The 25447-nt window shown below is 63.8% G+C and carries 23 protein-coding genes and 2 pseudogenes; 11 read left to right on the forward strand and 14 right to left on the reverse strand.

Annotation, left to right across the window (positions count from 1 at the left end):
* Positions 1-156 precede the first annotated feature (156 nt).
* The 3 genes from E4K65_RS14640 (at position 157) to E4K65_RS14650 (ending at position 2555) form a co-directional block, all read left to right on the forward strand.
* Positions 157-696 carry a hypothetical protein gene (locus E4K65_RS14640; protein WP_135174765.1) on the forward strand — a complete coding sequence of 180 codons (540 nt, stop codon included), beginning with the start codon at positions 157-159 and terminating at the stop codon, positions 694-696.
* A 97-nt stretch (positions 697-793) separates the two neighbouring features.
* A complete protein-coding gene (locus E4K65_RS14645) occupies positions 794-1243 on the forward strand; it encodes a hypothetical protein (RefSeq protein WP_135174766.1) in 450 nt (149 codons plus the stop codon).
* 112 nt (positions 1244-1355) lie between these two features.
* Positions 1356-2555: a hypothetical protein gene (locus E4K65_RS14650; RefSeq protein ID WP_135174767.1), complete on the forward strand. Its 1200-nt coding sequence runs from the start codon at positions 1356-1358 to the stop codon at positions 2553-2555.
* Positions 2556-3179: 624 nt separating this feature from the next.
* Here the strand turns inward: E4K65_RS14650 and E4K65_RS14655 are convergent.
* Together E4K65_RS14655 and E4K65_RS14660 are read right to left on the reverse strand one after the other, a co-directional pair.
* A pseudogene (locus E4K65_RS14655) lies at positions 3180-3815 on the reverse strand (IS21 family transposase); the annotation flags it as partial.
* A gap of 327 nt (positions 3816-4142) precedes the next feature.
* The gene (locus E4K65_RS14660; protein ID WP_135174768.1) at positions 4143-4469 is read right to left on the reverse strand and encodes a hypothetical protein; all 327 of its coding nucleotides are present in this window, start codon (positions 4467-4469) and stop codon (positions 4143-4145) included.
* Positions 4470-5120: 651 nt separating this feature from the next.
* Here E4K65_RS14660 and E4K65_RS14665 point away from each other — a divergent pair.
* Positions 5121-6077, forward strand: a complete 957-nt coding sequence (locus E4K65_RS14665) for a MobA/MobL family protein (RefSeq protein ID WP_167770813.1) — start codon at positions 5121-5123, stop codon at positions 6075-6077.
* A gap of 188 nt (positions 6078-6265) precedes the next feature.
* A complete protein-coding gene (locus tag E4K65_RS14670) occupies positions 6266-6667 on the forward strand; it encodes a GSU2403 family nucleotidyltransferase fold protein (RefSeq protein ID WP_283813831.1) in 402 nt (133 codons plus the stop codon).
* A 621-nt stretch (positions 6668-7288) separates the two neighbouring features.
* Here the strand turns inward: E4K65_RS14670 and E4K65_RS14675 are convergent.
* Both E4K65_RS14675 and E4K65_RS14680 read right to left on the reverse strand, forming a co-directional pair.
* Complete coding sequence (locus E4K65_RS14675; protein WP_135174771.1) at positions 7289-8071, reverse strand: enoyl-CoA hydratase/isomerase family protein; 783 nt, start codon at positions 8069-8071, stop codon at positions 7289-7291.
* Positions 8072-8206: 135 nt separating this feature from the next.
* Positions 8207-10297 (reverse strand): molybdopterin-dependent oxidoreductase, encoded by a 2091-nt coding sequence (locus E4K65_RS14680; protein WP_135174772.1) that lies wholly within the window; start codon positions 10295-10297, stop codon positions 8207-8209.
* 251 nt (positions 10298-10548) lie between these two features.
* On the opposite strand from E4K65_RS14680, the gene E4K65_RS14685 reads away from it, so the two are divergent.
* Genes E4K65_RS14685 through E4K65_RS14700 form a run of 4 tightly spaced genes read left to right on the forward strand, consistent with a single transcriptional unit; the run spans position 10549 to position 14809 of the window.
* A complete protein-coding gene (locus tag E4K65_RS14685) occupies positions 10549-11505 on the forward strand; it encodes a tripartite tricarboxylate transporter substrate binding protein (RefSeq protein WP_209312064.1) in 957 nt (318 codons plus the stop codon).
* A gap of 15 nt (positions 11506-11520) precedes the next feature.
* On the forward strand, positions 11521-11991 hold the full coding sequence (locus tag E4K65_RS14690; RefSeq protein WP_135174774.1) for a (2Fe-2S)-binding protein: 471 nt from the start codon (positions 11521-11523) through the stop codon (positions 11989-11991).
* Positions 11988-14114: a xanthine dehydrogenase family protein molybdopterin-binding subunit gene (locus tag E4K65_RS14695; protein ID WP_135174775.1), complete on the forward strand. Its 2127-nt coding sequence runs from the start codon at positions 11988-11990 to the stop codon at positions 14112-14114. The genes E4K65_RS14690 and E4K65_RS14695 overlap by 4 nt, the downstream gene beginning before the upstream one ends.
* Positions 14111-14809: a molybdate ABC transporter substrate-binding protein gene (locus E4K65_RS14700; RefSeq protein WP_135174776.1), complete on the forward strand. Its 699-nt coding sequence runs from the start codon at positions 14111-14113 to the stop codon at positions 14807-14809. Before E4K65_RS14695 ends, E4K65_RS14700 begins: the two co-directional genes overlap by 4 nt.
* Positions 14810-14824: 15 nt before the next feature.
* On the opposite strand, the gene E4K65_RS14705 is transcribed toward E4K65_RS14700, so the two are convergent.
* From E4K65_RS14705 to E4K65_RS14725, 5 genes are all read right to left on the reverse strand, one after another.
* Positions 14825-15631 (reverse strand): SDR family NAD(P)-dependent oxidoreductase, encoded by an 807-nt coding sequence (locus tag E4K65_RS14705; RefSeq protein WP_135174777.1) that lies wholly within the window; start codon positions 15629-15631, stop codon positions 14825-14827.
* 78 nt (positions 15632-15709) lie between these two features.
* Entirely contained in the window at positions 15710-17002 is a 1293-nt protein-coding gene (locus tag E4K65_RS14710; RefSeq protein ID WP_027545950.1) for a TRAP transporter large permease, read from the reverse strand.
* Complete coding sequence (locus tag E4K65_RS14715; protein ID WP_135174778.1) at positions 16993-17541, reverse strand: TRAP transporter small permease; 549 nt, start codon at positions 17539-17541, stop codon at positions 16993-16995. The genes E4K65_RS14710 and E4K65_RS14715 overlap by 10 nt, the downstream gene beginning before the upstream one ends.
* A gap of 64 nt (positions 17542-17605) precedes the next feature.
* Positions 17606-18577: a TRAP transporter substrate-binding protein gene (locus tag E4K65_RS14720; protein ID WP_135174779.1), complete on the reverse strand. Its 972-nt coding sequence runs from the start codon at positions 18575-18577 to the stop codon at positions 17606-17608.
* Positions 18578-18598: 21 nt separating this feature from the next.
* Complete coding sequence (locus tag E4K65_RS14725) at positions 18599-18859, reverse strand: hypothetical protein (protein ID WP_049823635.1); 261 nt, start codon at positions 18857-18859, stop codon at positions 18599-18601.
* A gap of 348 nt (positions 18860-19207) precedes the next feature.
* Here E4K65_RS14725 and E4K65_RS14730 point away from each other — a divergent pair.
* Positions 19208-19984, forward strand: a pseudogene (locus E4K65_RS14730) (cyclase family protein).
* A gap of 10 nt (positions 19985-19994) precedes the next feature.
* On the opposite strand, the gene E4K65_RS14735 reads toward E4K65_RS14730, so the two are convergent.
* Together E4K65_RS14735 and E4K65_RS14740 are read right to left on the reverse strand one after the other, a co-directional pair.
* Positions 19995-20723 carry a Crp/Fnr family transcriptional regulator gene (locus E4K65_RS14735; RefSeq protein WP_027545945.1) on the reverse strand — a complete coding sequence of 243 codons (729 nt, stop codon included), beginning with the start codon at positions 20721-20723 and terminating at the stop codon, positions 19995-19997.
* Between the two features lie 503 nt (positions 20724-21226).
* Entirely contained in the window at positions 21227-21940 is a 714-nt protein-coding gene (locus E4K65_RS14740; protein WP_135174780.1) for a helix-turn-helix domain-containing protein, read from the reverse strand.
* Between the two features lie 157 nt (positions 21941-22097).
* Between E4K65_RS14740 and E4K65_RS14745 the strand changes: the two genes are divergently transcribed.
* A complete protein-coding gene (locus E4K65_RS14745) occupies positions 22098-22415 on the forward strand; it encodes a c-type cytochrome (protein WP_027545943.1) in 318 nt (105 codons plus the stop codon).
* A gap of 6 nt (positions 22416-22421) precedes the next feature.
* Here the strand turns inward: E4K65_RS14745 and E4K65_RS14750 are convergent, their stop codons facing one another.
* Genes E4K65_RS14750 through E4K65_RS14760 form a run of 3 tightly spaced genes read right to left on the reverse strand, consistent with a single transcriptional unit; the run spans position 22422 to position 25447 of the window.
* Positions 22422-23525 carry an ABC-type transport auxiliary lipoprotein family protein gene (locus E4K65_RS14750; RefSeq protein ID WP_135174781.1) on the reverse strand — a complete coding sequence of 368 codons (1104 nt, stop codon included), beginning with the start codon at positions 23523-23525 and terminating at the stop codon, positions 22422-22424.
* Between the two features lie 3 nt (positions 23526-23528).
* Positions 23529-24308 carry an ABC transporter ATP-binding protein gene (locus E4K65_RS14755; RefSeq protein WP_167770816.1) on the reverse strand — a complete coding sequence of 260 codons (780 nt, stop codon included), beginning with the start codon at positions 24306-24308 and terminating at the stop codon, positions 23529-23531.
* Positions 24309-24310: 2 nt separating this feature from the next.
* Positions 24311-25447 carry an ABC transporter permease gene (locus tag E4K65_RS14760; protein ID WP_135174783.1) on the reverse strand — a complete coding sequence of 379 codons (1137 nt, stop codon included), beginning with the start codon at positions 25445-25447 and terminating at the stop codon, positions 24311-24313.

A 25447-nucleotide genomic window follows, 5' to 3' on the forward strand; every position in this document is an offset into this window, starting at 1 on the left:
AAACGGACTGTTACGAACTATTTTAGCTATTAACCAACGTAACACGGCACAAGACGATTCGCTACGGCCGCAGCTTGACGAATTTATCAATCCGATAAAGTATATTTTTTGAAGGAATATCTTCCTTCCCCAGAGTTGCTTAAGGAGCTGCTTGCCATGAATGATCTGTTCTTTGCTCGTCCTGTCGCTCGAAGCCTGGAGGAGGCGATCGCCTCATGGGAGGCGCTGGATCTGCCGATCGACGACGAAGAGTTGCTGAATAACCTCGCGGGCGTCGCGCCGGGCTTCCCCGAGGCGTTTGCGACCCGGCAGGCCCGGGATGCTGCACTTGGCCAGTTCGGCCCGTATGTGGATTTCGTCCCGGCTTCGTGGTCGCAGATGGCTGCCGTAGGATGGGCCGTCTCCAGCATCGCAATCGGCCACGCCGTCGGCGATGCCGCTTACAGCCGCGTCGCGCCGCAGATTTTGGATGCGGTCGCAGAACAGCTGCGCACCAGGGCAGACGTCGAGGTGATCATTCACCGAACCACCTACCACGTGATCCGTAACGAGCAGGGACTGGTCAGGGTCGTGGGGGCATACGTGCTGTTCAATGCGGGGTCGCACGATGGCCAGAACGACCTCGTCCGCACCATGCGTCATCTCGATCTCGCCGATGAGCTCAACAGCCGCCTGTGCACGGCGGTCGCTCAATAGTGGCGCGCGCAAACCTGCGGCAAAGATGGGATCAAAATGGCAGCAGCCAATCGGGAGATCGCGCGTGCGCAGGGATGATCAGGTTGGACTAGTCCCGGTGACTAGCTCCGAAAGTGGTGGGGACCGCGACAGCCGCTTTGCCGTTGAAGCGGGTGGATACGATGAGCCGTGGGCCGATCCGACCGTTGACGGCCTTGTCAGGGCCCTTGTCGGCAAAGGCTGGGTCGCCACACGTGCCCTCGTCGGACCAGGCGTTGATCCCGTCGCCGAAGTCCAGGTGAGCCATCGCAGTGCGGCAGCTGCGCGAAAGGCCGATCAGCGCCAGAGGCAGCAGGAGAAAGGGTGGCGGCAGATCAACCTCGTGGCGCCTGACAACGAGCGGGCGCGTGCCTTTCTGACCGCTGCGGCCCGGGAGATCATGGACGAAAGCCTTTTGGAGGCGCTTTCGCTGGCGCTCGAACAGCCCAAGCTTGTTGGCGTCGGAGCCAAGGTCGCGGCGCTGAAGGGCGAGGTGCGTGATCGCGTTCGGGGCCTAATTGGGCTGTAGGTCGATAAAAATTCCTTGAGCTTCAGCCCCACAACAACGCGATCGCGCACCGCCGATCGTCTGAATTGGCGCATGAGGCCAGTCTCCCATCCCGTCATCTCCCGAGGAAACGATGAGCGAGCGAAGGCGCATCGGAACAGACCAGACAGCGCCGCGGTCACCACAAGACCTGCGCGATCTGTTGGTCGAGGCGCGGCATCTTCAGGCCTACGAAATGAAGCGGTCCGTTGACCATGTTCTCCGCGTCGCGGAGGTCTGTGAGCTGGAGCGCATCGGGCAGCGCATGCGGAAGCGAGCAGGTGGGGAAGGCAGAAGACGTCCGAACGGCGCTTCGGAGGCCACCCGGCAAGCCTATCTGGCGCGCGGATCCCAAATGATGGCGCGGTATCGGCGTGAGGCGGAGATCGGACCGGCAGGCGATCTCGACGCGCTGGATGCGGTGGCGTGGCTGTTTGCCCACAAGCCGGTGATCAAAGACGCAACCTGGCGAGGTTACAAGATCGACATCAGAAGCTGGCTTGAGCACCACCGACCGCACGGCTTTGCCGAGGCGATCGACAGGCTCGCGTCCGAACCCCAGCTTGGCCGCCACGGCAAGCAGCGCCCGTGCCGGTTGCCGCCGGAACGTCTGGATGTGCTGACGCGACGACTTACAGACATCGGGACGGATGAGGCGTCCTGGCTGAAGAGCTGGCTGATTGCGGGCGTCACTACCGGCCTATCGCCGGTCGAGTGGCGGATGGCGACGCTCGCTCGGCGCGGGAGCGAGATCTGGCTTGACGTCAACATGGTCAACGCGCGAGGCGTCCCGATCGTCTGCCGAAGCCTCGGCATCGGCGGCCTGAACGCGGAGACGCGCCGTACCATCGTGCACATGGTTGAGCGCTGTAGTGACGTCGGCAAACCGGGGACCTGGCACACGAGGCAGAGCGGGCTCGCAGGGCTGCTGCGCGAGGTCTGCCGGCAGTTCGATCCGGCCGAGCGACGGGACTACACGTTGCACTCGCTGCGGGACCAGTTCATCGCCAATATGCTGGCCGTGGCGCCTCCCGAAAATGTCGCCGCTCTGGTCGGCGAAGTGGTCTCGACCGAGCAAAGACGAGGTTACGGACGTGGCCGGCTCGCCTGGAGCCAGAGCGATATCGTCGACGTTCCAAGGGTAGACAAGAAGCTTCTCCTTCACATGAAACGCCGGCTTAACTGGTGCGAGCGCCGCAAGGATATCGAATATCGCTCCGGACGCCGCAAGTTGGCGCGCACGGGTCTGGCCGAAGGAGTGGGCGACAAAATGCCTCCCGACGACCGCGATTGAGCATCCCTACTGCGGGCTAGGGCCGCAAGCGCACGGCGATACGGTCGGACTACGTCGTGAGCTCTTGGCCTTTGCGGACATTTGCGTGCGCTGATCGCGCTGATCCCGAACCAAGGGTCTTGCAGCCTTTTACACCCGCGCAAAGCGGCTTGCGTCGGCACTCTGACATCGTGGAGCGCAACTCCCAAACAGGCCGGGCCCGATCATGCTAGCAGAATACATGCATTGTACCTGTATTCTGCTAGCACGATCGGATTTTCTGTAGCGATCGCGGGATATTAGCGCCTGCTTGCAACAACGACTTGACGATCAAGCCGATCCTGGATCGCGCGACCTTTGCAGCGGAAAGCGCAGCGCCTTCTCTGTTGAGTAGTTGTTGCTTCTCGCACCGGTTTGGACGTTGTGAGCAATGCGCGCGCGGCCATGTGCAGCAGCTCTGCAGCGTCTACTCAATGGTCGTGACCGGCCGAGCCAACGTCTGCTGTCAGGCTTGAAGGGCCGGCAGGCTCGGTTGAGTAGATACTGTCAATCAACAAGTAACTGTTCCTGTTCGCCCGGTAGGTGTTTTTCCACCCCAGTAACGGGGGCAGTGCCGCGCGGCGATCAGGATGGAAGAGCGCTTCACAGAGCCTCGTATCGCCTCAGATCGTCCCGTGCATCTGGATCGAGATCTGCAGAATGCGGCCGACAGACTGTCCGATACTCCCGCGGCCACCGAGCGACCAGAGGGCGTTCTGGATGCCTCCGGCTATGGCAACGAAGCTCTCGTCGCCAAGCACGACGTGGGCGTGCTCGAAGCCGCAATAAGCCAAACGGAAGCGACGATGATCCAGCGGTGCGCCCGCGATCGTAACACTCAACTTGCCCATATCTGTGAAGTCGGAGAGGCCGAGCTGGCCAGGCGGACGGATCTGGCGGAAGATTACCTCGTGCTCCTCGCCGACAGGCACGGATACGACGTTCCAGGGTACGACGAATAAAGGTGCCGAGATCAGGATCAGGATGATGTCGGAGCATCTCCTGGAAGACCGCCAGCGGGCGTAAGCCAGGTGCCACACTTCAGGATCGGGACGATCTCGGTCTCGAACACCTCGCTCAACGGGTTCGGTCGTCGCCGGCCGCGGGGAGCCTTCCTTTTTTGCGACGGAAGTCGGGGATATCTCTCGAATCCGATAAGCGGTCGACGCACTGAATGATGCCTTGGCTGCCGCCACTAGCTAGCGGGCTATCGGTTTGACGGTACTTTTTGTTGAGTTTCATTTCGTAATCTGTGTCGGCCGGGCAAGCGAGTGATTCCTCTTGGCGGAAGAACCACTTGCATAACCTGCCGGCCGCGATCACCAGTCGGCCCGGCCCCTCACGGATCGCACCGACACCGGGCTCATAACTCCGGTCGGGCTACGCCCTCCCTTCGTCACGAGCCCGGCGAAACTCTCTCACCTTGATTGACGCGCTCTTCCATCCTGATCGAAGCGTCTTTCCGTCGCTTCGATCTTGAGCTCAGCAAGGCGGCAGCAGGACTGGAAGCCCAATTGTCGCGTTGGATCAAGCGGGGTCGTCCAAGGGATTCCCGTGAGAAGCGGACCGCTACTCGAAGACGGTGTCGGTGAAAGCGCCGGCCTGTGCCGGACGCAACTGACCGCGCAACTCGCGGCGGATGAGATCGATCACGGCGTGATCCAACCCGCCCTTCTGAACCAAAGCCCATACGGCGCGCCCGACGACCCGCTCGCGAATGGCGTCTTCGCGCGCGGACGCCTCATGGAGCATTCGTTTTGCTTGTGCAAGCTTAGCTTGGAGGGCGGCGAGCCGCTCCTCCGACCGCGCGACTGCGCTTCGCGGCTGCGCACGCTGGGGCTCGGGCGCATCGAGGGAGATGCCGTTGGGCCAATGGTTGTCGAGAACGCTGGTCATCTTGTAGTGCTCCTTTGAGCCGGGTTGCAGGAGCTCCCAATTATTTACACGACCCTGCAAGGGACCAGAAAAAGTTCAGGGGACTTGTAGGTGATATCTGCCGTAGGGTAGCAAAGCGGCAGGGGAGCTCACTTATGCCTATTCGCTTGACCCGGAAGGCAGGCCGAGCTCTAGGCGGCCAGCACGTCGCGCGGCGCCCCACCAGGTGAGAATTGGGCCAATGTCGCCGCCGTCGGAGGGAACGTCTGCGCATCGCGCCAGGGATCCCGCCAAGCGCTACCGGTCGAAGGGGAGCTTCGGCGGCCTCCCTCCGAAGGTTTCCAACCACGCTCCGATGGGCGCCCCTGAGGCGAGCAGCCCTTTGCCGGCGACGGTTTTTGGGTTGCCAAGGCGAGGATATGGCACCCAAGGAATTATTCCATTCTCCCGGCTCGAGTGGGAAGCGGTCGATCGCTCGAAGACGGGTGTCCCGACGACGCTCGCTGGAGCCTGCGGAGATACGATGACCGGCCGACGTGAGCTCATTTAGACGAAAGGTAGCCCTCCGCTTTGCAGGACGCCTGCTCACGCTGGGGCATTCTTGACGCCCTTCTCCCTTGCAAGCCGGTGCTCTAGCCTCTCGGTGGGCTTCATTTATACATCGAGGTTAACGTGGGCGATTATTTCGGTCTGAAATTGGGCGTGACGCAGCGATCGCGTGGGCAGTCCTGCGTAGATCGGTCGACCTACCAGCGCCGCGGCGCAGCACGTCTATCGAGTGGTGTCTTAGTTGATTACTCGGATCGACAAGACCTTGTGGCCCATTTCGTTGTCGCTCCCGATGACGCACCTGCTTGGGCCAGGGACTGCGAGCAGCTCTGGTCGAAAGCGGCAGCGGCGGAGAAACGGATCGATGCGCAGGAAGCGCGCCTCATGGAGCTTTCTCTTCCACGCGCCTTGCCGAAAAAGTATTGGCTCAAGCTTGCACGGGGATTGGCTCGAGTTTTCACTGACCGCGGCATGGTGGTGCAGGTGGACATTCATTGTCCGATGGCCCACGACGGCCTTCCCAATCCGCACGTGCACTTCATGATGACGCTGCGCAGGGTCAGGAACGGCGAATTTGAGAGGAAGAAAGCGCGCGATTGGAACGATGATTTTCGCGGAAAGGCTAAGGACATTCGCCGCAAAATAGCGGAACTATTGAACCGGTTTTGCGAAGCGCGAGGGATTGATTATCACGCGGATCCGCGCAGCAACGCAGACCGCGGGCTGCCTGCCGCCGAAGTTCGATTGCCGCGTTGGAACATCCTGGAGTACAAGCGCAGCGGGAAGAAAACCCGAGCACTGGAGCAGCGGGACCGAGAGCGCGCAGCGCGCGCTGAGGTCGCTCGGCTAGAAGCCGAATGCCGAGCAGCCGAATGCGAGCTCGAGGCAGCCCGTGCGAATGCCGGATTGGCCTCTCGGACCGACATGCCTTCACTGGAAGGAAAGGAGCAGCCGCAGTTGGTTTCGCTGTCCTGCCGAATTTCGGAGCCGGCAAATGGCAGGCATGTACTGGAGAAGTTCAGGATGGGGCCGGCACTTTCGGCCGACGCTGAACCGCCTGGCCCGCGGTACGGACCGTAGCGGCGCCGCTCTCGCGTGCTCGGAAAATTGGGAGAGAGCTCGCCGTATTCGCCCTCAATGCCGAGCGACCGAAGCACCTGCGTTTTGTTGCCTTCCCGCAGGACGCCTTTCAGTGTGATGTCGAACTTCGTCATCTAACGGCTCGTCAGCCGGTTCCATAAGCCGTTGGTCAGCAATTCGGGCCGCGCTTGATGGTCATCGGAAGTTCCGCCATGCATCTCTATGAGGCATCTGCCGGCGCTTTCCTGTCGCGTTCGATTGTGGTTGACGGAGATCTGGATCTCTTGTCGACGGCCAAAACGCGGTTGGAAGCCTTCGAAGAGTTGCCGCCCGTGATCCGGCGGGCAGACAAATCCTTCGAGCTTTTCGACGACGGCGCCGTCGCCATCAACAAACGCGGCTATCGTGTCCATCTTCACACCGAGCGGTCCCTTTGCGAGGCGATTGATGACCTCTCGGACGCTTCTGAGGAGCAGATATCAGTGCTGCACAGCCTACCCCGCCCTCGAGCCCGTGTCGGTCGCGACAGTCGCAAGAGACGGCTCGCCGATCGGAATGGTCGGCATGGATCCGCGCGCATTTCGCGCTGACTAAACATGCCGTCGCGACCCTGGATGACCAGGATGGAGCGGCCACGCGCATTGCCGCCGATCAGGCCTACGCCGTCGGCCGACTGGCGATGAAATTCGGCGCGAAGCCGTTCGAGGCAGAACATCTCGAGGCGTTCCCCGGCTTTGCCAGAGCAGATCGATGTCGGAGATCCGGGGCCACCACAATGGTCAGAAAGTTCTTCGGGCCGTAGCGGTTTCAAAATCCCGGGTGTGGTGAACGACGAGCGTCTGATGCCTCGCGTGTAGGGCGGTTTTGCCTGGTTGAATCCTACGTCGGAAGACCCGTTCGAGACTTGGGCAGAATCAGTTAATCTCTTCGATCCTTCCGCGAAGGACTTGATGGCAAAACAAATCCTTGAAAGTTTGGGCAAGCAACCAGGCGCTGGCAGGGTGCCCCAATAACAGCGCGCCGCGGTGCTCGCGGGCGGCGCGTCCATATCAGCAAAGCGGATGAAAACATTATTCGTACGGTCATTGAAGAATGGTCGCCCCCGACATCGGCTGGGAGGATGTCGTCGCAGCTGTCCAGCAACGGCTCGGATGCAATTGGACGGACCAGGCTCTCGCCGCCTCGACCTCCAGGTCGATCGACTAGCGAACCTATTTCCCCGTCCAGACCGGCTTACGCTTTTCACCGAACGCCTTCAGCCCCTCCTTCGCGTCCTCGGTCATCGCGAGCAGCGCGATCTGGCTTTCGGTGTAGGCGATGCTCTCGTCGAATGACATCGAGGCGATCGCGCGCATCGCGTATTTGCCGCGACGGATCGCGGTCGGGGATTTGTCGACGATGCGTCCGATCAGCCAGTCGACCTTGGCATCGAGCTCGACCGCAGGAATAACATAGTTGAGCAGGCCCGCGGCCTGCGCCGCCTTCGCGTCGAACGGCTCGCCGGTGAGCGCCCATTCGTTGACGAGACGCGGCGGCGCGATGCGCTGCAACAGGCTCAGCACCTGCATCGGAAACACGCCGACCTTCACCTCCGGCAGGCCGAAGATGACCTGGTCGGCCGCAACCGCCATGTCGGTCATGCAGAGCAGGCCCATGCCGCCGGCCATGCAGACGCCGCCGACCCGCGCAATCGCCGGCTTGGTGGCGTTCTGCGACAAACGTAACAGATCGGCATAGTCGACATTTGGTTTGGAATGATCCATCGCGAAAGCCGCGCCGGAATTCTGCAAATCGGCGCCAGCGCAGAACGCCTTGTCGCCCGCGCCCGTCAGCACGATGACACGGACGTCCTTGTCGTCATGCGCGTCGCGATAGCCCTTGGTGATGCCGGCGATCACGTCGCCGTTCAACGCGTTGCGTTTCTCCGGCCGGTTGATGGTGATCCAGAACGCCTGCCCACGCTTTTCGGTGATGACGGCTGTGGTGTCGGTCATGGCGCGCTCGCTTCCTTGCTCCCGTTTTGCAGCCATTTGCGGCAGGTCGGGCGGCAGGTGCAAGGGCAATCTGCGACGCGGCACCGCTTTAGCGCCTCGACACAAATTTGCAGACGATCGGTGCGCGAATGCGCCTCAGGCCGAGGTCGCCTTTTTGATCCAGACCTTGTTGTCGTGGAATGCAGCCCCGCCGATCGGCGCGATCGTATCCGCACCGGTCAGCATGTTGATGCCGCGGCCACCAATATGATTCTTGTTCGGGTGAACGGATTCCGCGATCAGCACGCCGCGCCGTACGCCCTCGAACAGCGTGGCAATCAGCGAAGTCTCGCCGCGGCTGTTGCCGAGCGTCACGGCGTCGCCGTCGGCGATGTCGAGCGAGGCCGCATCCAGCGGATGGATCATCACGCTCGCCTTGCCCTCGCGTGCCTGCGAGGACGGCGTCTCGTTGAAGGTGGTGTTGAGGAAGCTGCGCGAAGGGCTGGTCGCAAGCCGGAACGGATGGACCTCGTCGGCGTGCTCGATCACAGCCCAATGGTCCGGCAGCGATGGCATCTTGTCGAAATCCCCCATCGTCTGGCCGAACGGCGGATGCGCCCAATCCGCCTTGAAATGAAACTTCCTGTCGGCATGGGCAAAGCCGTCGAGATAATGCGAGGTGCGGAAGTCCGGCTGCAGGTCGCGCCAGCTGTCGGCTTCGAGGCCGGCGATGTCGCCGTGGCTGCTGAGCTTCAGCGTCGCGTCAATCAACTCGCGCGGCGTCATCTCAAACCCCTGATGCTTTGCGCCAAGCCGTGGCGCCAACGCCTGCAACACCTCGTGGTTCGAGCGGCACTCGCCGGGCGGATCGATCAGCTTCGGACCGACCGAGATGTGCTGATGGCCACCGCCGTAATAGAGATCGTCATGCTCCATGAACATGGTCGCAGGCAACACGATGTCCGCCATCAGTGCCGTCTCGGTCATGAACTGCTCGTGCACCGCGACGAACAGGTCATCGCGCGCAAACCCCTGCCGAACCAGCGCCTGCTCCGGCGCCACCGTCATCGGGTTGGTGTTCTGGATCAGCATCGCCTTGATCGGCCCCTTGCCGAGCAGCGCCTCGGAATCGCCGGTGAGGATGCGGCCGATCTGCGACTGGTCGAGCGCACTCGTGGTCTTATCGATCGCGTCATGCCCCTCGATGATGGATTCGTCGAAGTGCCACAGCGCGTAATTGTTGAAGAAGGCGCCGCCGCCTTCATATTGCCAGGCGCCGGTGACCGCGGGAATGCAGTTCGCGGCATGCATCTGCGTCGCGCCGTTGCGCGAACGCGTAAAACCGTAGCCGAGCCGGAAGAAAGTCCGCTTGGTCTCGCCGACGGCCTTGGCAAACGCCTCGATCTCCGCCACCGGCACGCCGCAAATCGCCGAGGCCCATTCGGGCGTGCGCGTCTTCAGGTGCGCCTCGAGCTCGGCGGGGCAGTCGGTGTATTTGTCCATATAGGCGCGGTCGGCATAGCCGTCGCGGAACAGGACGTGCATGACACCGCACGCAAAGGCGCCATCGGTGCCGGGACGCAGGATGATCTTGATGTCAGCCTGCTTCATGGTCTCGTTGTCGTAGATGTCGACCGCCGCGATCTTCGCGCCGCGCTCCTTCCGCGCCCGCGCCGCATGCGTCATCACATTGACCTGGGTGTTGACGGGGTTGGTGCCCCAGATCACCACGAGGTCGGACAGCGCCATCTCGCGCGGATCGGCACCGGCGATCTTGCCGGTGCCGACCGCAAAGCCGATGCGCCCGACATTGGCGCAGATCGTCGAATAGAAGCGCGAATATTTCTTCACATGCGTGAGACGATTGAGGCCGTCGCGCATGACCAGCCCCATGGTCCCGGCGTAATAATAGGGCCAGATCGATTCCGCGCCGAACTCGCGCTCGGCCGCGTTGAACCGATGTCCGATCTCGTCCAGCGCCTCATCCCACGAGATCCGCGCGAATTGGCCGGAGCCCTTCGCACCCGTACGGCGCATCGGATACATCAGCCGCTCGGGGTGATGGATGCGCTCGGCGTAACGGGCGACCTTGGCGCAGACGACGCCAGCCGTGTAGGTCTGCTTTTTCGAACCGCGGACGCGGCCGATGCTGCGGCCTTCGACCACCTCGACATCGAGCGCGCAGGCCGAGGGGCAATCGTGTGGACAGGTCGAATGGCGGATTTCGATCTTGGCGTGCTGGTTCATGTCCCAGTTCGTAACACCAAAATACCGGCCGGCCGAGCGCATTTATCCGGCAACGCCCATGCGATTTGCTCAAACCGCACGCGCGGCCGGCTCCTGCCGCAAACGCGAAATTCGGCTCGGCCACACCGAAAACCACCCGATATTCCCGGCACGACCGACCTTGTGAGGCGTCGACAGTCCGCGTTCCCGGCCGCTACAGTGCATCCAACAAGAACGACATCAGGGAGGTGGGCGTGACGGCCCGAAGATTCATGCTGGCGCTGGCCGCCGGCCTGCTCGGCGTAGCCGCCGCAGCCCCCTCATTGGCGCAAGACTATCCCACGCACGCGGTCCGGATCGTCGTGCCCTTCGGCGCCGGCGGGCCAGCCGACGTCGCGGCCCGGCTGATCGGCAACGCGCTCCAGGAGAGCTTTGGCCAGCCCTTCGTGATCGAGAACCGCACCGGCGCGGGCGGTGTCATCGGCACCGTCGAGGCGGCGAAGTCGGCGGCCGACGGCTACACGCTGTTGATGATGTCCAACACCCAGACCGCGAATGAATCGCTGCTGACGCCGGAGCAACGCAAATACGAGCTGATGCGCGACCTCGCGCCGATCGCGCCGGTGAACTATTCCGACCTCGTCATCGTGGTGAACCCGCAGGTTCCAGCCAAGACGCTGCAAGAGTTCATCGCGCTCGCCAAATCGCAACCGGGCAAGCTGAACTACGCCTCCTCCGGCCAGGGCACGCCCTATCACATGGCGGGCGAGCTGTTCAAAGCGATGGCGGGCATCAACGTCGTCCACGTGCCCTACCGCAACAGCGGCGAGGCGCGCAGCGGCGTGATCGGTGGACAGGTGCAGATGATGATCGACGCCGTGCCGGCAATGGCGCCGAATATCGCCGAGAACCAGGTCCGCGCCCTCGCCACCACCGGCCAGCAGCGCTCGGCGGTGCTGCCGAACGTTCCGACCGCTGGCGAGGCCGGCGCAGCAGGCTATGAGGCCACGATCTGGCTCGGCCTGATGGCACCGGCGGGCACGCCAAAGCCTGTTATCGACAAACTCAATGCCGCCGTAAACGCAATGGTGAAGCGACCCGACATCATAAAACTCTGGACCGCGCAGGGTGCCATGCCCATGTCGATGACGCCGGAGCAGTTCGACAAGTTCCTGCGCGGCGACATCGAGAAATGGGCCGACGTCGTCAAGAAGTTCGACAAGTCCTGAGGCGGTAGAACGACCATGCCGACCATTCAATTCCAGCTCAACGGCGCGGCCATGGCTGTGGATGCGGATCCGGATCAGACGCTGCTCGAGGTGCTGCGCGGCCGGCTCGGCGTCACCGGTCCGCATTTCGGCTGCGGCGCCGGTGAGTGCGGAGCCTGTCATGTCATGATCGGCGATCGCGCGATGGCCTCCTGCGACATGCCGATGTGGTCGGTCGCAGGCAAGGACGTCGTCACGATCGAAGGGCTCGGCACGGCCGAGCAACCGCATCCGCTGCAGCGCGCCTTCATCTCCGAACAGGCGATGCAATGCGGCTATTGCGTTGCGGGAATCCTGATCAGCGCGGCGGCGCTGCTGAAGCGCAATCCATCGCCGACGGAGGCCGAGGTCAGAACGGCTCTCGACCGCAACCTGTGCCGTTGCGGATCGCATAACCGCATGGTCCGCGCCGTGCTGCGCGCGGCCTCGGAGATGGCCGCCACATGACGCTCCCTGCCCCAAGCCTGCCGGTCAGCCTCTTGGCCAATCCAAGACTGTCGTCCTGGGTGCGGTTCACCGGCGACAGCCGTGTCGCGATCTCGCCCGGCAAGGTCGAGATCGGCCAGGGCATCGTCACGGCGCTGGCCCAGATCGCCGCGGACGAGCTCGACGTCGAGATCGGCCGCATCGAAATGATCCGTGCCTCGACGGCTGCGAGCCCGAACGAAGGCGTCACCTCCGGCAGCCTTTCGATCCAGCAATCCGGCCGCGCGCTGCGCCACGCATGTGCCGAGGTGCGCCAGCGTTTCCTCGTCGCGGCGTCGGAACGTCTCGGGGTCGATGCGTCGCTGCTCGATGTCGATGACGGCGTGATCTCGGGCCCTGGCAATGTCAGGACCAGCTATTGGGAGCTCGCTGGTGACGTCTCGCTCGATCACGACGCCACGGCGGGCGTAACAGCAAAGACCGCCGCCACGCGCGCCGTCGCCGGACATTCAGTGCAACGCGTTGATATTCCCGACAAGGTATTCGCGCGGCCGCGCTTCATCCATGACTATGCGCTACCCGGCCTGCTGCACGGACGCGTGCTGCGGCCGAACGTCTCAGGCGCAAGGTTGATCGCGCTCGACGAAGCAATGGCGCGCGCCCTTCCCGTATTCGTTGCGATCGCCCGTGACGGCGGATTTGCCGGCGTGGTCGCTGACAGCGAGATGGCTGCGGAAGCTGCGTTGAAGACCCTGCGCAAGGGTGCAACGTGGTCGGAGGGCGAGCCGCTGCCTGACGAAGATGATCTGGCCGGCTTTCTGAAGAGCCAACCGGTCGAGACGACCGTTATCGACACAAGAACAGCGGCGTCGACGACGAAGGCCGCGCGCACTCTGCGCCGGCAATACACCCGCCCCTACATCGCGCACGCCTCGATCGCACCGTCCTGTGCGATGGCGCGGTGGGAGGGCGATCGTGTCCAGGTCTGGACCCACAGCCAGGGCGTCTATCTGCTGCGCGCCGATCTCGCGATCGTGCTCAGGTTGCCGGCGGAAAACATCGTCGTCGAGCATATGGAGGGCGCCGGCTGCTACGGGCACAATGCAGCCGACGACGTCGCGCTCGATGCCGTGCTGCTGGCGAAAGCGGCCGGCGGCCGGCCAGTCCGGGTGCAGTGGTCGCGCCACGACGAGATGTCCCACGCGCCATTCGGCGCGGCCATGGCCATCGAGATCGCGGCCGATCTCGATGCAGACAACGAGATCGTCGGCTGGCGCCATGCGATCTGGAGCAACGGCCATGCGGCGCGGCCGGGGCGCGCGGCACAGCCGGCGCTGCTGGCGGCAACCGAGATCGCAAATCCCTACCCGCGCATGATCTCGACCAATCCACCGGCGGCCAATGGCGGCGGCGGTGACCGCAATTCGGTTCCGCTCTACGATTTTCCGGCCTGGACGATCATCAGCCACCGCCTGCTGACCATGCCGGTGCGCACCTCGGCGCTGCGGACGCTGGGCGCGCAAGGCAACGTGTTCGCCATCGAATCCCTGCTCGACGAGATCGCCGTTTTGCGCAACGAGGATCCGGTCGCGTTTCGCCTGCGCCATCTGCGCGACGAGCGTGCAAAGGACGTCATCCGCGCCGCGGCCCAGCGCGCGCAGTGGAAGCCGGAGAAGCGGACCGGTATCGGCTACGGCGTCGGCTTTGCGCGCTACAAGAACACGGGCGCCTATTGCGCTGCGATTGCGGAGATCGAAGGCTCCGACGACATCCGCGTGAGGCGGCTGACGCTCGCGGTCGATGTCGGCGAGGCCATCAACCCTGACGGCGTCATCAACCAGATCGAGGGCGGCGCGATCCAGGCGACGAGCTGGGTGCTGAAGGAGCGCGTCCGCTTCGACCGGACACGCATTGCCTCCACCTCCTGGACGGACTATCCGATCCTGACGTTCAGCGAGGTGCCGGCGGTGGATGTCGAGATCATCCAGCGGCCGGAGAGCGAGCCGGTCGGCGCCGGCGAGGCCGCGCACGGCCCGATAGCGGCGGCGATCGCGAACGCGGTCCACGATTGCCTGGGCGTGCGCGTGCGCGACCTGCCGATCACACGCGACAAGATCATCGCAGCCATGGAGCTTGCATCGTGACGACAGTGAACATCTTGAGCGGCGGCGCGGCGCAAGGCCTGGTGCGCGGCGTTGCCGAGGCCTACAAGGCGCAGACCGGGTTCGGCATCGACGGCGAGTTCGGCGCCGTCGGCATCATGGCCGACAAGCTGCGTGCGAATACGCCGGCCGATCTCGTGATCCTGACGCAGTCGCTCCTCGCAAGGCTCGCGGAGGAGAAGCTCGTCGTCTCCTCCTCGATCGCAGATGTCGGCAGAGTTGAAACCGCGCTTGCGGTCCGTAACCGCGATCCCAAGGTGGCCGTGAAGACTGAAGGTGATCTGCGCGAGGTCCTGCGTGCCGCAGACGCCATCTATGTTCCGGACACCAGGGCTTCGACCGCGGGCCAGCACGTCGCAAAGGTCCTGGATCAGCTCGGAATCGCCTACGAGCTCGCATCGCGTCTCAAGATATTCCCGAACGGCGCGACCGCGATGCGGGAGCTTGCCACGTCCGCCGCGACGCGGCCGATCGGCTGCACCCAGGCGACCGAGATCATCGCGACCGACGGCATTGCGTTGTCGGGATCGCTGCCGCCGGGCTGCGAGCTGGTGACAATGTACACGGCCGGTGTGACCACGCGGGCCGCACATCCGAAAGAAGCCGCCGCGCTGATCGCTTTGCTGACCGGCGCAGACCGACGGGAGCTGCGCCAGCGCGCGGGATTTGCCGGCTAGGCGCCGACTGTCGTCCTATTTGTGCAATTGGGTGAGCCCGGTCGGCGGACCGTCGACCGCCGTCCAGCCGCCATCGACGAACAGCGTGCTGCCGCTGACATAGCTCGCGGCGTCGGAAGCGAGATAGGCCACCGCCGTTGCGACCTCGTCGGCGCTGCTCCAGCGGTTGAACACGGTGTGGCCGGCATAGAGATTGTAGATGTCGGGACGCTGCTTGAACGGGCCGGTGAGCGCGGTCTCGGCGATGCTCGGCGCAATCGCGTTGACGCGCACGCCGGCATGACCGACCTCGGAGGCAAAGCCCTTCACCAGCAGGCCGATCGCCGCCTTGGTCGAGCCATAGACGCCAAGGCCCGGTTCGATGGTCACCGCGCGCACCGAAGAGCACGCGATGATGCTGCCGCCCTTCTGCTCGACCATGATGCGGCCGAAAGCCTGGAAGAACCAGACCGTGCCCTTGACGTTGAGGTTAAGGACGCGGTCGAGATCCTCCTCGGTGTAGTCGAGGATCGTCTTGCGGATGTTGAGCCCGGGCGTCGTCACGGCGATGTCGAGCCGCGGGAACTTCTGCATCACGGTTTTGGCCAGCGCGTGGACGTCCGCAGCACTCGCGGCGTCACACGCGGCCGCCTCGGCCCAGCCGCCCTTGTCGCGAATGCCGGCGGCGGTCGCTTCCGCTGCATCAATCGCACGATCGGCACAGACGATTCGAGCACCGAGCCCGGCCAGCGCCTCGGCCGACGATTTGCCGATGCCCGAGGCGGCGCCGAGCACCACGGCCGTCTTGCCGGTGAGATCGAAGAGCTTGCGATAGTCGGTCACGGACAGATTCTCCCTCTTGCTGTGACGCAAGCTACGCAAGCCCGCTGCGCCGGCCAAGTGCCGGCGCGCGCACGGCAGCTATCCCTTGTATCCCATCAGCAGACGCGGCAGCCACAGCGAGAAGGCGGGGACGTAAGTGACGAACATCAATGCTGCGATCAGCGCGGCATAGAACGGCAGGATGGTGCGCATCACCGCGCCCACCGAGATGCCGCCGATGGCGCAGCCCACGAACTGCGTCGTTCCGACCGGCGGGGTGTTCAGCCCCAGCGCGCAGTTGATCAGCATGAGCATGCCGAACTGCACGGGATCCATGCCCGCCTTCATCGCGATCGGCAGGAAGATCGGGGTGCAGATCAGGATGGTCGCCGCCATGTCCATGAAGGTGCCGAGCACGAACAGGATGACGTTGATGAGCAGGAATATGACCCAGGGTTGCGAGGACACCTTGCTCATCAGGTCGCCGGCGAAATCGGCCACCTCGTAGAGTCCCATCAGATACTGGAACATGGTGGAGACGCCGATCAGCAGCAGCACCACGCCCGTCGTCTTCACCGCCTTGGCGGCAGCCCGCAGGAAGTTCGGCAAGGTCATGGTGCGGTAGATGAAGAACGTCAGCACGATCGTGTAGGTGACTGCGACGGCCGCGGATTCAGTTGCGGTGAAAACGCCGGACAGGATGCCCGCCAGGATGATACCGACGATCAGAAGACCAGGCAGCGCGGCCGCGAACGAGCGGAAGACCTCGGTCCAGCCCGGAAACTTGCCGGCCGGATAGCCGCGCTTCACCGCGACCGCGTAAGCGGCGACCAGCATGCACACCATCAGCACGAGCGCCGGCAGCAGGCCGGCGGCGATCAGCGCGCCGATCGACACCTTGCCTCCGGCGGCCAGCGCATAGATGATCATGTTGTGGCTGGTCGGCATCAAGGCTCCGACCAGCGAGGCGTGGGTGGTGACGTTGACGGCGTAGTCGGTGTCGAAACCTTCCTTTTTCATCATCGGGATCATCACCGCGCCCATCGCCGACACGTCGGCCACGGGCGAACCGGAGACGCCGCCGAACAGCGTGCAGGCGACCACGTTCGACATGCCGAGCCCGCCGCGGATGTGTCCGACGAGATTCTTGGCGAGCTGCACGATCTTGTCGGCGACGCCGCCATGCAGCATCAGCTCACCGCTGAAGACGAAGAACGGAATGGCGAGGAACGAGAAGATGTTCATCCCCGACATCATCTGCTGGAAGATGACGGCGACCGGCAGGCCTTCGTAGAGGATGGTGCAGATCGCCGACAGGCCGATCGCGAAGGCGACGGGGACGCCGAGGATCAGGAAGCCGAAGAAGGAGGCGCCGAGAATGATCAATTCCATGAGGGGACGACCTCTTCGCCGCGCAGGAGAGCAATGATGTGCTCGATTGAAAAGGAGACGATCAGGACGCCGGAGGCGATCAGCGGCACGTAGCGGATGACCTCGGGCAGGCCGAGATTGGGAATCTTCACGGTGCCGACCGACGCTCCGAGGATCCAGCCATTGTAGGCCATCGCAATGCCGAACACGGCGACCAGAACGTGGATCACGAGCTCGATCTTCTCGCGCACATTATCCGGAAGCATGACCAGCAGACTGTCCATGCCGATGTGTCCGGCATCGCGCACGCCGACGGCGGCGCCGATCAGCGTGACGTACAGTATCAGGACCAGCGCAAGGTTCTCCGTCCAGGTCGGGCTGGAATTGAGCACGTAACGTCCGAACACCTGGTAGAACACGATGGTGACGATGACCAGCAGGCCGGTCACGGACAGATACATGCCCGCGCGCGCAACGGGGGCATTGATCCGCGACAGCAGGCCGGTGGACGGGCGTCCGGCTATGTCCTGCTCGTGGCTTGCGACGTGTGGGTCTGTCATTCCCGCCTCTCCTTGCGTGGGTCCGGTGTCACCTCGCGGCGACGCCGGACCCGACGCTATGGCCTTACTTCGTGTCCTGGATACGCTTGACGAGGCTCTGCAGCTTCTCGTCACCGGCGAACTTGGCGTAAACCGGCTTCATCGCGTCGACGAATTCCGCCTTGTTGGCGATCGTGACGACCTGGACGCCGGCAGCCTCGACGGTCTTGCGGGACGCCTGCTCGCGCTCGTCCCAGAGCTTGCGCATGACGGGCACCGATTCCTTGGCCGCCTTGCGGATCATCGCCTGATCCTCCTTGCTCAGCGTGTCCCAGACCTTCTTCGACATCACGAGAACTTCGGGCGCCAGCGAGTGCTCGGTGACGTTGTAGAACTTGGCGGCCTCGAAGTGACGCGAGGATTCGTAGGAGGGCCAGTTGTTCTCGGCAGCGTCCACCAGACCGGTCTTGAGCGCGGTATAGACCTCGCCATACGGCATCGGCGTCGGGTTGGCCCCGAGGCTCTGGATCATGCCGACCCACAGGTCGGATTGCTGGACGCGGATCTTCAGACCCTTGAGGTCCGCGAGCGACTTGACCGGGGCCTTGACGGTGTAAATGGAGCGGGCGCCGCTGTCGTAATAGGCAAGGCCGACCAGGCCCGCCGGCTCCATCGCTGCCAGGATCTCATCGCCGATCGGCCCGTCAAGGACCGTGCGCATGTGCTGCGTGTCCCGGAAGACGAAGGGCAGGCACAACGCGATGGTCTCGGGCACGAAGTTGTTCAACGGCGATGCGTTGATTCGCATCATGTCGAGTGCGCCGATCTTGAGCTGCTCGATGGTGTCCTTCTCGGAGCCCAGGGCACCGTTGGGAAACACCTTCACGCCGAGCTTGCCGCCGCTCGCCGTCGCGAGCTGCTTGCCCATGAACTTGACGGCCTCGACGGTCGGATAATCGGCGGGATGGATGTCGGCGGAGCGGAAATCGCGTGCGGTCGCCAAGGGCGCTGAGACCGCCAGCACAGCGGCTGCGATGATACCGGTGAGTGTCTTCATCTGGGCTTCCTCCTGAGTTGATTATGTCGTTGTCGGGCAAATGCTGCGCGCCGCCTTGGGTCGCTCCACTTCAGGTGTAAAGTCAAGCGTTACAAACGCACCACCTTGGTAGGATTGCGCGGCGGAGTCGAGCGGATTCGGCTGCTTCATGATCGCTGGCGCGGAAGATGCCGCCTTCATCGCGCTCCCCCGGGCGGGGGCCTGCGCGGCAAGTGCTCCCTGCCATCGCGCCTCGCCATCGGCCGATGCCGGATGCGAGCGAACGATGCTCGTCGTGTCCATGGATGTTCCTCTCGGTTTGTGCTCGACCGCTATTGATTGCGGCTTGGAGGTTCGGACGAGACGGTCGCCCTTCCCGGTGAACGCGCAGCGTCGGCGCGATGTCGCCAACATCGTCCCTAGGGCGGGCGGCATTCTGAGTCCAAGCCAAATCCGGCATCGATCGATGCAGGACTTGCATTGATCGATCACGCGCTGCCTCGGGGTGGTAATCGGCAGACACTTCCGATTTCCGGAATAATAGGACCGTCCTCCGGCGTGAGGCGGCTCTCCGGCGCGTGACTTGACGCCACCGGTGCAGCCCCGACCAAATGCTCCGAAACAGCACCGGATCATCTCGAGGGAATGCCCATGCCGCGGACGCTGATCGATATCTCGGTGCCGCTCAAAAACGACGTGACGTCCGACCCGCCGGGCAATCACCCGACGATCCAGTACATCGATCACCAGCAGGGCCTGCCGCGCATGCTGCAGTTCTTCGACGGCCTCAGGGGGCAGGACCTGCCGGACGGCCAGGCTGGGCCGTCGAACAGGTCTCGCTGTCGACCCACAATGGGACGCATCTCGATGCACCCTGGCACTTCCACCCGACCATGAACCGCGGCGAACGGTCATGGACGATCGACGAGGTGCCGCTGGAATGGTGCTTTCAACCCGGCGTGAAGCTCGACTTCCGACACCTGCCGGATGGTTACGTCGTGACCGCCGACGACGTCGAAAAGGAGCTCAAGCGCATCGGCCACACGCTGTCGCCGCTGGAGAACGTCGTCGTCAACACCAGCGCGGGCGCCAAATTCGGCCAGGCCGACTACGTCAATTCCGGTTGCGGCATGGGTCACGAGGCCACCATGTATCTGCTCGAGCGCGGCGTGCGGCTGACCGGCGCCGATGGCTGGAGCTGGGACGCGCCATTCGTCTACACCGCGAAGAAATATGCCGAGACAAGTGATGCGGGTCTGATCTGGGAAGGTCACAAGGCGGGACGGCACATCGGCTTATTGCCATCTCGAGAAGCTGCACAATCTCGATCAATTGCCGCCGGCCGGGTTCACGGTCTCATGCTTCCCGGTGAAGATCGAACGCGCCTCCGCGGGCTGGACCCGCGCGGTCGCCATCATCGACGGTTAAGCGAACGCAATCACTCGCCGCCGAGGCCACTTTCGGCGAGTTCGCGCAGCGCATCGATATCGAGCACGACGATGGCGCCATGCTCGAGGCGGACCCAGTTGCGTCCGGCCCAGGCGCGCAATTGCTTGTTGATGCTCTCGCGCGTCATCCCCACCATCTCGCTGATCTCCTGCTGCGTGATGGCGAGCGTGCCGCTGCCGGAGTCGAACTTGCGCTCCTCGGTGAGACCGAGCAACGCGCTTGCGAGACGGCCCGGCAGATTCTGGAGGATGACCTGCTCGACCTGCTGGCTGGTCCAGCGCAGGCGCGCGCAGAGCAGCTCGATGAACTTCATCGCCAGCGCGGGCTGGCTCTTCACGAAGGGAAGGAAGTCCCGACGGTCGATGATGTACAGCTCACAATTGGTGTTGGCGGTCGCGTCCGCCGAACGCGGCGCGCCGTCGAGAACCGCGATCTCGCCAAAGATTTCTCCGGGGCCGATGAGATTGAGAATAGCGTTCCGCCCGTCGGGCGAGGAAGAGGATATCTTTACCGTCCCCGCGATCACCGCGAACAAATTGTTGCCGGGATCACCCTTGGCGGCGATCGTCGCACCGCGCTTCACGGTGGTGTGCTTGGCGTAGCGGCAGAGCTGATCGAGCGCGTCCGGCTCCAGATCCGCGAAGATCGGGTGCTTGCGCAGGACCGATAATTTGTTGCCCGCCGCTTGTCGGGGGTCGCCGGTCTTGTCCTGAGGCACGCCGCTGGGCTCCTAAGACTGCGAGGCACTGGAGTTCCTGCGTAGTCAGTGTTGCCCGGCATTTCAACCGGAAAGCATGTGCGTGGTTTGAGGCAAATGCGGCGAAAATGCTGCCGCCCGGCTCCAGGTCGGCATCCGAAGGATGCGCCAATGCGTCTCGATGGATTTAGAGTTGCAGGCACCGCACGCCACGATTGCGTTAAGACGCTGCCGAACGGCCAAGGGCCGGCCGGGCGAGCGTCGGCGGTTAGCCGCTTCGGACGAGATTTATGATCGGGAGCTCAACGCCTGGAATCGGGGTCGAGCCGGCCCGCGCTGGTTTGTCGGTCCGCCCACGCCAGAGCTGCGGCGAAAGTGACGAAGATCGCCACGACGACAATGGTCATCAGCAACGCGTCAATAGGCATCATGCTCCCCCGGGGTCGTTTGAGGGGCATTATTTGCGGTAGGTGCCCGGCGTCATTGATCGGGATCAAAAATCCGAGAGCATTGTGGAAAGCCTGTCAGGCCGCGGCCAAGGCCTCGACGCGCGCCGGGTCGAGCAGGCTGATACCGCCATGAATGATGGCGATCACTCCGTGGCGTTCCAGCTTGGTGAAGGTGCGACTGACGGTCTCGATGGTCAGGCCGAGATAATCGGCGATGTCCTGGCGGCTCATCGGAAGTGGAACCGTGTCGGACGCCCCCTTGAGCGCGAGTAGCCGCTCGCGCCAGCCAAGCAGAAAAGCCGCAACCTTCTCGTCCGCCGAGCGACGGCCGAGCAACACCATATGGTCGCGTGCCTGGCTCAACTCGCGAATGGCCAGCTCGTTGATCCGCCTGAGCAGTTGCGGCCGCTCCTCGATAAAACGCCCGAAGGGTGCCTTCGCGAACTGGCACACGGTCACCGCGCCGATTGCATCGGCGGAAAAATTGTGGCGGCCGGACAAATTCATCCCCAGGAAATCGCCGGGCAAGGCGAAGCCGACGATTTGCCGCCGGCCGTCAGGGAGCAGCTTGTACAGCCGCATGACGCCTTCGAGAACGTTGCAGAACGAGGTCGTGATGTCCTCCTCGGAGAACACAGTCTCGCCCGAGGAAAAATGGACACGGCGTCCGAGATGCTCGAATTCCCTGAGTTCGGCTGCATTCAGCGACGAACAAACCGCCGATGTGCGGACGGCACAATCGCTACAGAAATGCCCGTTCGGCTCAATAGTGACCACGGAAGGCTTCATCCACCGCTCCTAGCGTCGATCCAGCTCCGCCCCTCGGCCGAGTCCGCCACGCGCATTTGCATTTTACTGCGCCGTCACAAACGCGATTGACCCAGATCAATCCTGGCGGGCCTCCTCTCTCTATTCTGCGCCGAGAGTTCGACGGGATCCCCCTTCCATGTTTCAGCACGCGCTCCGCCAGGGCCTGATTGGCCTCTTTCTGATCACGCCTGCGCTGGCGGCGCCGACCGCCGAACAACGCGGAAAGGCCTTTGCCCGGGCCAATTGCGCGCGCTGCCACGCGATCGACCGCGTCTCCGAGAGCCCGCTCAAGGTCGCCCCGCCGCTGCGCACGCTGCACCGGAATTATCCGATCGCCACCCTTGGCGAGGCGCTGGCCGAAGGCATCTACACGGGCCACGCCGATATGCCCGCCTTCGAGCTCAGTCCGGACCAGATCCACGACCTGCTGTCCTACCTGAAGACGCTGGAATAGCCGGCCTCACACCGCCTGCACGCTCCAGCCGATCAGCTCCTTCGCGATGCGGGCGAAGGCCGCGTCGAACGCTGCGACCGCAGCGGCCGGTTCGACCTTGTCGAGCTTCTCGCTGGTCTCGACGAGGCGCGACGCGACCACCTTGCCGTTCTTGTCGACGATCCGCGCCGACAGACCGATCTCGACCCTTGTCTCGCCGTCCGTGGCAATCCGGAAGCGCCTGATGTCGATCAGCAGCTGGTAGTCCGCCTGCCCGAGATCGCTCGTGCGCAACGGCGCATGGGCGATGTCGTAATTCTCGAAACTGTCGATCAGCCGGGCCTGCACCAGCTTTGGAATGCTGTCGGCCCAGAGGAAATCGGCAAAGCCTGGATTATCCCCGCTAGGCGCAAACAGCATGCGCTGGGTCTGGAGCATCGCGACCGCGGTCGGCTCGGGAATGGCCAGCGACGCAGAAAGCGTCTTGCCGGCCGGTCCGAGATTCTGCGGCGTGCGCAGGTCATAGGTGACCTTCTGCGCGGGCGCGCCGCCGCCGGTCATCTTCTCGAGACCCGCCAGGATGCCGTCGAGCTTGCCGGTGTTGCGCGCGAGCCCGTCCGAGAACGTCTTGAAATTCGCGATGGTGTCCTTCAGCGGGCCGGAATTGTCCTCCAGCACCGAATCCACCCGTCGCAGCGCATCGCGCGCCGCCTGCGTCATGCTCTGGCCGGCGCCGACCTCGGCGATCAAGCTCAGGGGCTCGCCGGACTTGGCGACGATCATGCCGCCCTCCAGCGTCACCACCGGCACGCCGGTCAGCCCCTGGAAATCGAGCCCGACCTTGGTGTCGGTCCGCACCGGCGTGGCCGAAGCAACGGAGATCGTCGCACTGACGAAGCGTGGATTGTCCGGCGCGAGTCCGAGCTGGGTCACCTCGCCGACGCGGATGCCGTTGAACAGCACGCCGGCGCCGACCAGGAGCCCCGGTACCGGTCCCTGGAATTGCACATGGTAGTTCGCGCGTGGCCCGATGCCGCCGGTGTTGTTCAGCCAATAGACGAAGCTGAACACCGCGAGGATCGCGGCCAGCACGAAGGTGCCGATCAGCACGTAGGGAGCGCGGGTTTCCATGTCTCATCTCATCTCGTGTTGCAGCATCTGCGAGCGCTTGCCGTGGAAATAGGCGCGCACCCAGGGATGCTCGGATTGCAGCAGGTCGCGCATCGGGCCAATCGCAACGATCTTGCCGTCGGCGAGCGCGGCGACGCGGTCGCAGACCGTCGTGAGGCTCGCGAGGTCATGGGTGACCATGAACACGGTCAGCCCCAGGGTCTTTTGCAGCGTCCCGATTAGCGCGTCGAAATCGCCGGCGGCGATCGGATCGAGGCCGGAGGTCGGCTCGTCCAGGAACAGAATCGGCGGATCGAGCGCGAGCGCGCGCGCCAGCGCCACGCGCTTGGTCATGCCGCCAGACAGCTCCGCCGGATATTTGTCGGCGTCCTGCGCCCGCAGCCCGACCATTTCGAGCTTGGCGATCGCGATCTCGTCCATCAGCTCCTGCGACAGGACGAGATTTTCGCGCAGCGGAAACTGGACGTTCTGGCGGACCGTCAGCGAGGAGAACAGCGCGCCCTGCTGGAACAGGATGCCCCATGTCGCAGCCGCGCCCTGCGTGCCGCGGTTCTGCGTGCCGCCGATCTCGTGCCCCATGACCTCGATGGCGCCGCTTCGGCGCGGGATGAGGCCAATGATGGTCCGCATCAAGACCGACTTGCCGCCGCCGGACGCCCCCACCAGCCCGAGGATCTCGCCCTTGCGGACGTCGAGCGAGAGATGGTCGAGCACCGTCTGGCGGCCAAATCCGACCACGAGGTCACGGACGCGGATCGCGAACTGTTCCTGCGATTCGTCCATCGTCACATCCCGATCGAGGCAAAGAAGATCGCGAACAGGCCGTCGAGCACGATCACCAGGAAGATCGACTTCACCACCGACGTCGTCGTCTGCCGTCCCAGCGACTCGGCGCTGCCCTTGACGCGCAAGCCCTCGCTGCAGGCGACGATCCCGATCACCAGCGCCATGAACGGCGCCTTCAGGATTCCCACCTCGAAATGGGTCACGGAAATGGCCTCGTGCAGCCGTGCGATGTAGATCGCCGGCCCCATGTCGCCATAGAACTGCGCGACCAGGCCGCCGCCATAGAGCGCGGCAACCGATCCGATGAAGGCGAGGATCGGCAGCGCGATGACCAGAGCCGCAACGCGCGGCAGGATCAGGACGTCGACGGGATCGAGCCCCATGGTCGACAGCGCATCGATCTCCTCGCGCATCTTCATCGAACCGAGCTCGGCGGTGTAGGCGCTACCCGACCGGCCGGCCACCATGATTGCGACGATCAGAACTCCGAGCTCGCGCAGCACGAGGATGCCGACCATATCGACGGTGTAGGACTCCGCGCCGAAACGGCGGAAATGGAAGAATCCCTGCTGGGCGATGATGGCGCCGATCAGGAAGGTGATCAGCGCGACGATGGGGATTGCCTGCCACCCGATGCGGTAGAGCTGATAGACCAGTGACGTCAGCCGCAGCGACCGCGGCCGGCGCAGCACACCGATCATGGCCATGAACAATGCGCCGAGCATTTGCAGGAAGATCGTGATGTCTTCGCGCGCACCGACCGTGGCCTTGCCGAGATCGCCGAGCCTGAGCAGAACCGCATTGGGCTTGGCCGTCGGCGCCGGCGTGTGGCGGTTGACCTCACGCACCTCGTCCATCAGGCCGCTGAAATGATCGGCGACACCGACGAATTCGGCCGACCTGCCTGCCGATGCGGCTCTGCGCGACAGCTTCTCCAGGACCCAGGCGCCAAGCGTATCCAGCGCGCTGACGCCCGACATGTCCAGGGTCACACCTCTCGACCGGTCGACATCGGCTCCGACCGAATGGGAGAGAGTCTCGAGCGTCGTCACATTCGCCGCGGTCCAGGACCCTTCCGGGCGCAATTTCAGCACATCGCCAGAGGGCGTTGCCAGCAACAGCGGTTCGGAGTTCAC

Origin of the sequence: Bradyrhizobium niftali, from assembly GCF_004571025.1 — a bacterium.
GTDB lineage: Bacteria > Pseudomonadota > Alphaproteobacteria > Rhizobiales > Xanthobacteraceae > Bradyrhizobium > Bradyrhizobium niftali.

Bases quoted from the DNA above. Each gene is read 5' to 3' on its own strand.
- E4K65_RS14640 (WP_135174765.1), top strand. From the start codon at position 157: ATGAATGATCTGTTCTTTGCTCGTCCTGTCGCTCGAAGCCTGGAGGAG.
- E4K65_RS14650 (WP_135174767.1), top strand. From the start codon at position 1,356: ATGAGCGAGCGAAGGCGCATCGGAACAGACCAGACAGCGCCGCGGTCA.
- E4K65_RS14660 (WP_135174768.1), bottom strand. From the start codon at position 4,469: ATGACCAGCGTTCTCGACAACCATTGGCCCAACGGCATCTCCCTCGAT.
- E4K65_RS14675 (WP_135174771.1), bottom strand. From the start codon at position 8,071: ATGACCGACACCACAGCCGTCATCACCGAAAAGCGTGGGCAGGCGTTC.
- E4K65_RS14680 (WP_135174772.1), bottom strand. From the start codon at position 10,297: ATGAACCAGCACGCCAAGATCGAAATCCGCCATTCGACCTGTCCACAC.
- E4K65_RS14685 (WP_209312064.1), top strand. From the start codon at position 10,549: ATGCTGGCGCTGGCCGCCGGCCTGCTCGGCGTAGCCGCCGCAGCCCCC.
- E4K65_RS14690 (WP_135174774.1), top strand. From the start codon at position 11,521: ATGCCGACCATTCAATTCCAGCTCAACGGCGCGGCCATGGCTGTGGAT.
- E4K65_RS14695 (WP_135174775.1), top strand. From the start codon at position 11,988: ATGACGCTCCCTGCCCCAAGCCTGCCGGTCAGCCTCTTGGCCAATCCA.
- E4K65_RS14710 (WP_027545950.1), bottom strand. From the start codon at position 17,002: ATGGAATTGATCATTCTCGGCGCCTCCTTCTTCGGCTTCCTGATCCTC.
- E4K65_RS14715 (WP_135174778.1), bottom strand. From the start codon at position 17,541: ATGACAGACCCACACGTCGCAAGCCACGAGCAGGACATAGCCGGACGC.
- E4K65_RS14720 (WP_135174779.1), bottom strand. From the start codon at position 18,577: ATGAAGACACTCACCGGTATCATCGCAGCCGCTGTGCTGGCGGTCTCA.
- E4K65_RS14725 (WP_049823635.1), bottom strand. From the start codon at position 18,859: ATGGACACGACGAGCATCGTTCGCTCGCATCCGGCATCGGCCGATGGC.
- E4K65_RS14740 (WP_135174780.1), bottom strand. From the start codon at position 21,940: ATGAAGCCTTCCGTGGTCACTATTGAGCCGAACGGGCATTTCTGTAGC.
- E4K65_RS14745 (WP_027545943.1), top strand. From the start codon at position 22,098: ATGTTTCAGCACGCGCTCCGCCAGGGCCTGATTGGCCTCTTTCTGATC.
- E4K65_RS14750 (WP_135174781.1), bottom strand. From the start codon at position 23,525: ATGGAAACCCGCGCTCCCTACGTGCTGATCGGCACCTTCGTGCTGGCC.
- E4K65_RS14755 (WP_167770816.1), bottom strand. From the start codon at position 24,308: ATGGACGAATCGCAGGAACAGTTCGCGATCCGCGTCCGTGACCTCGTG.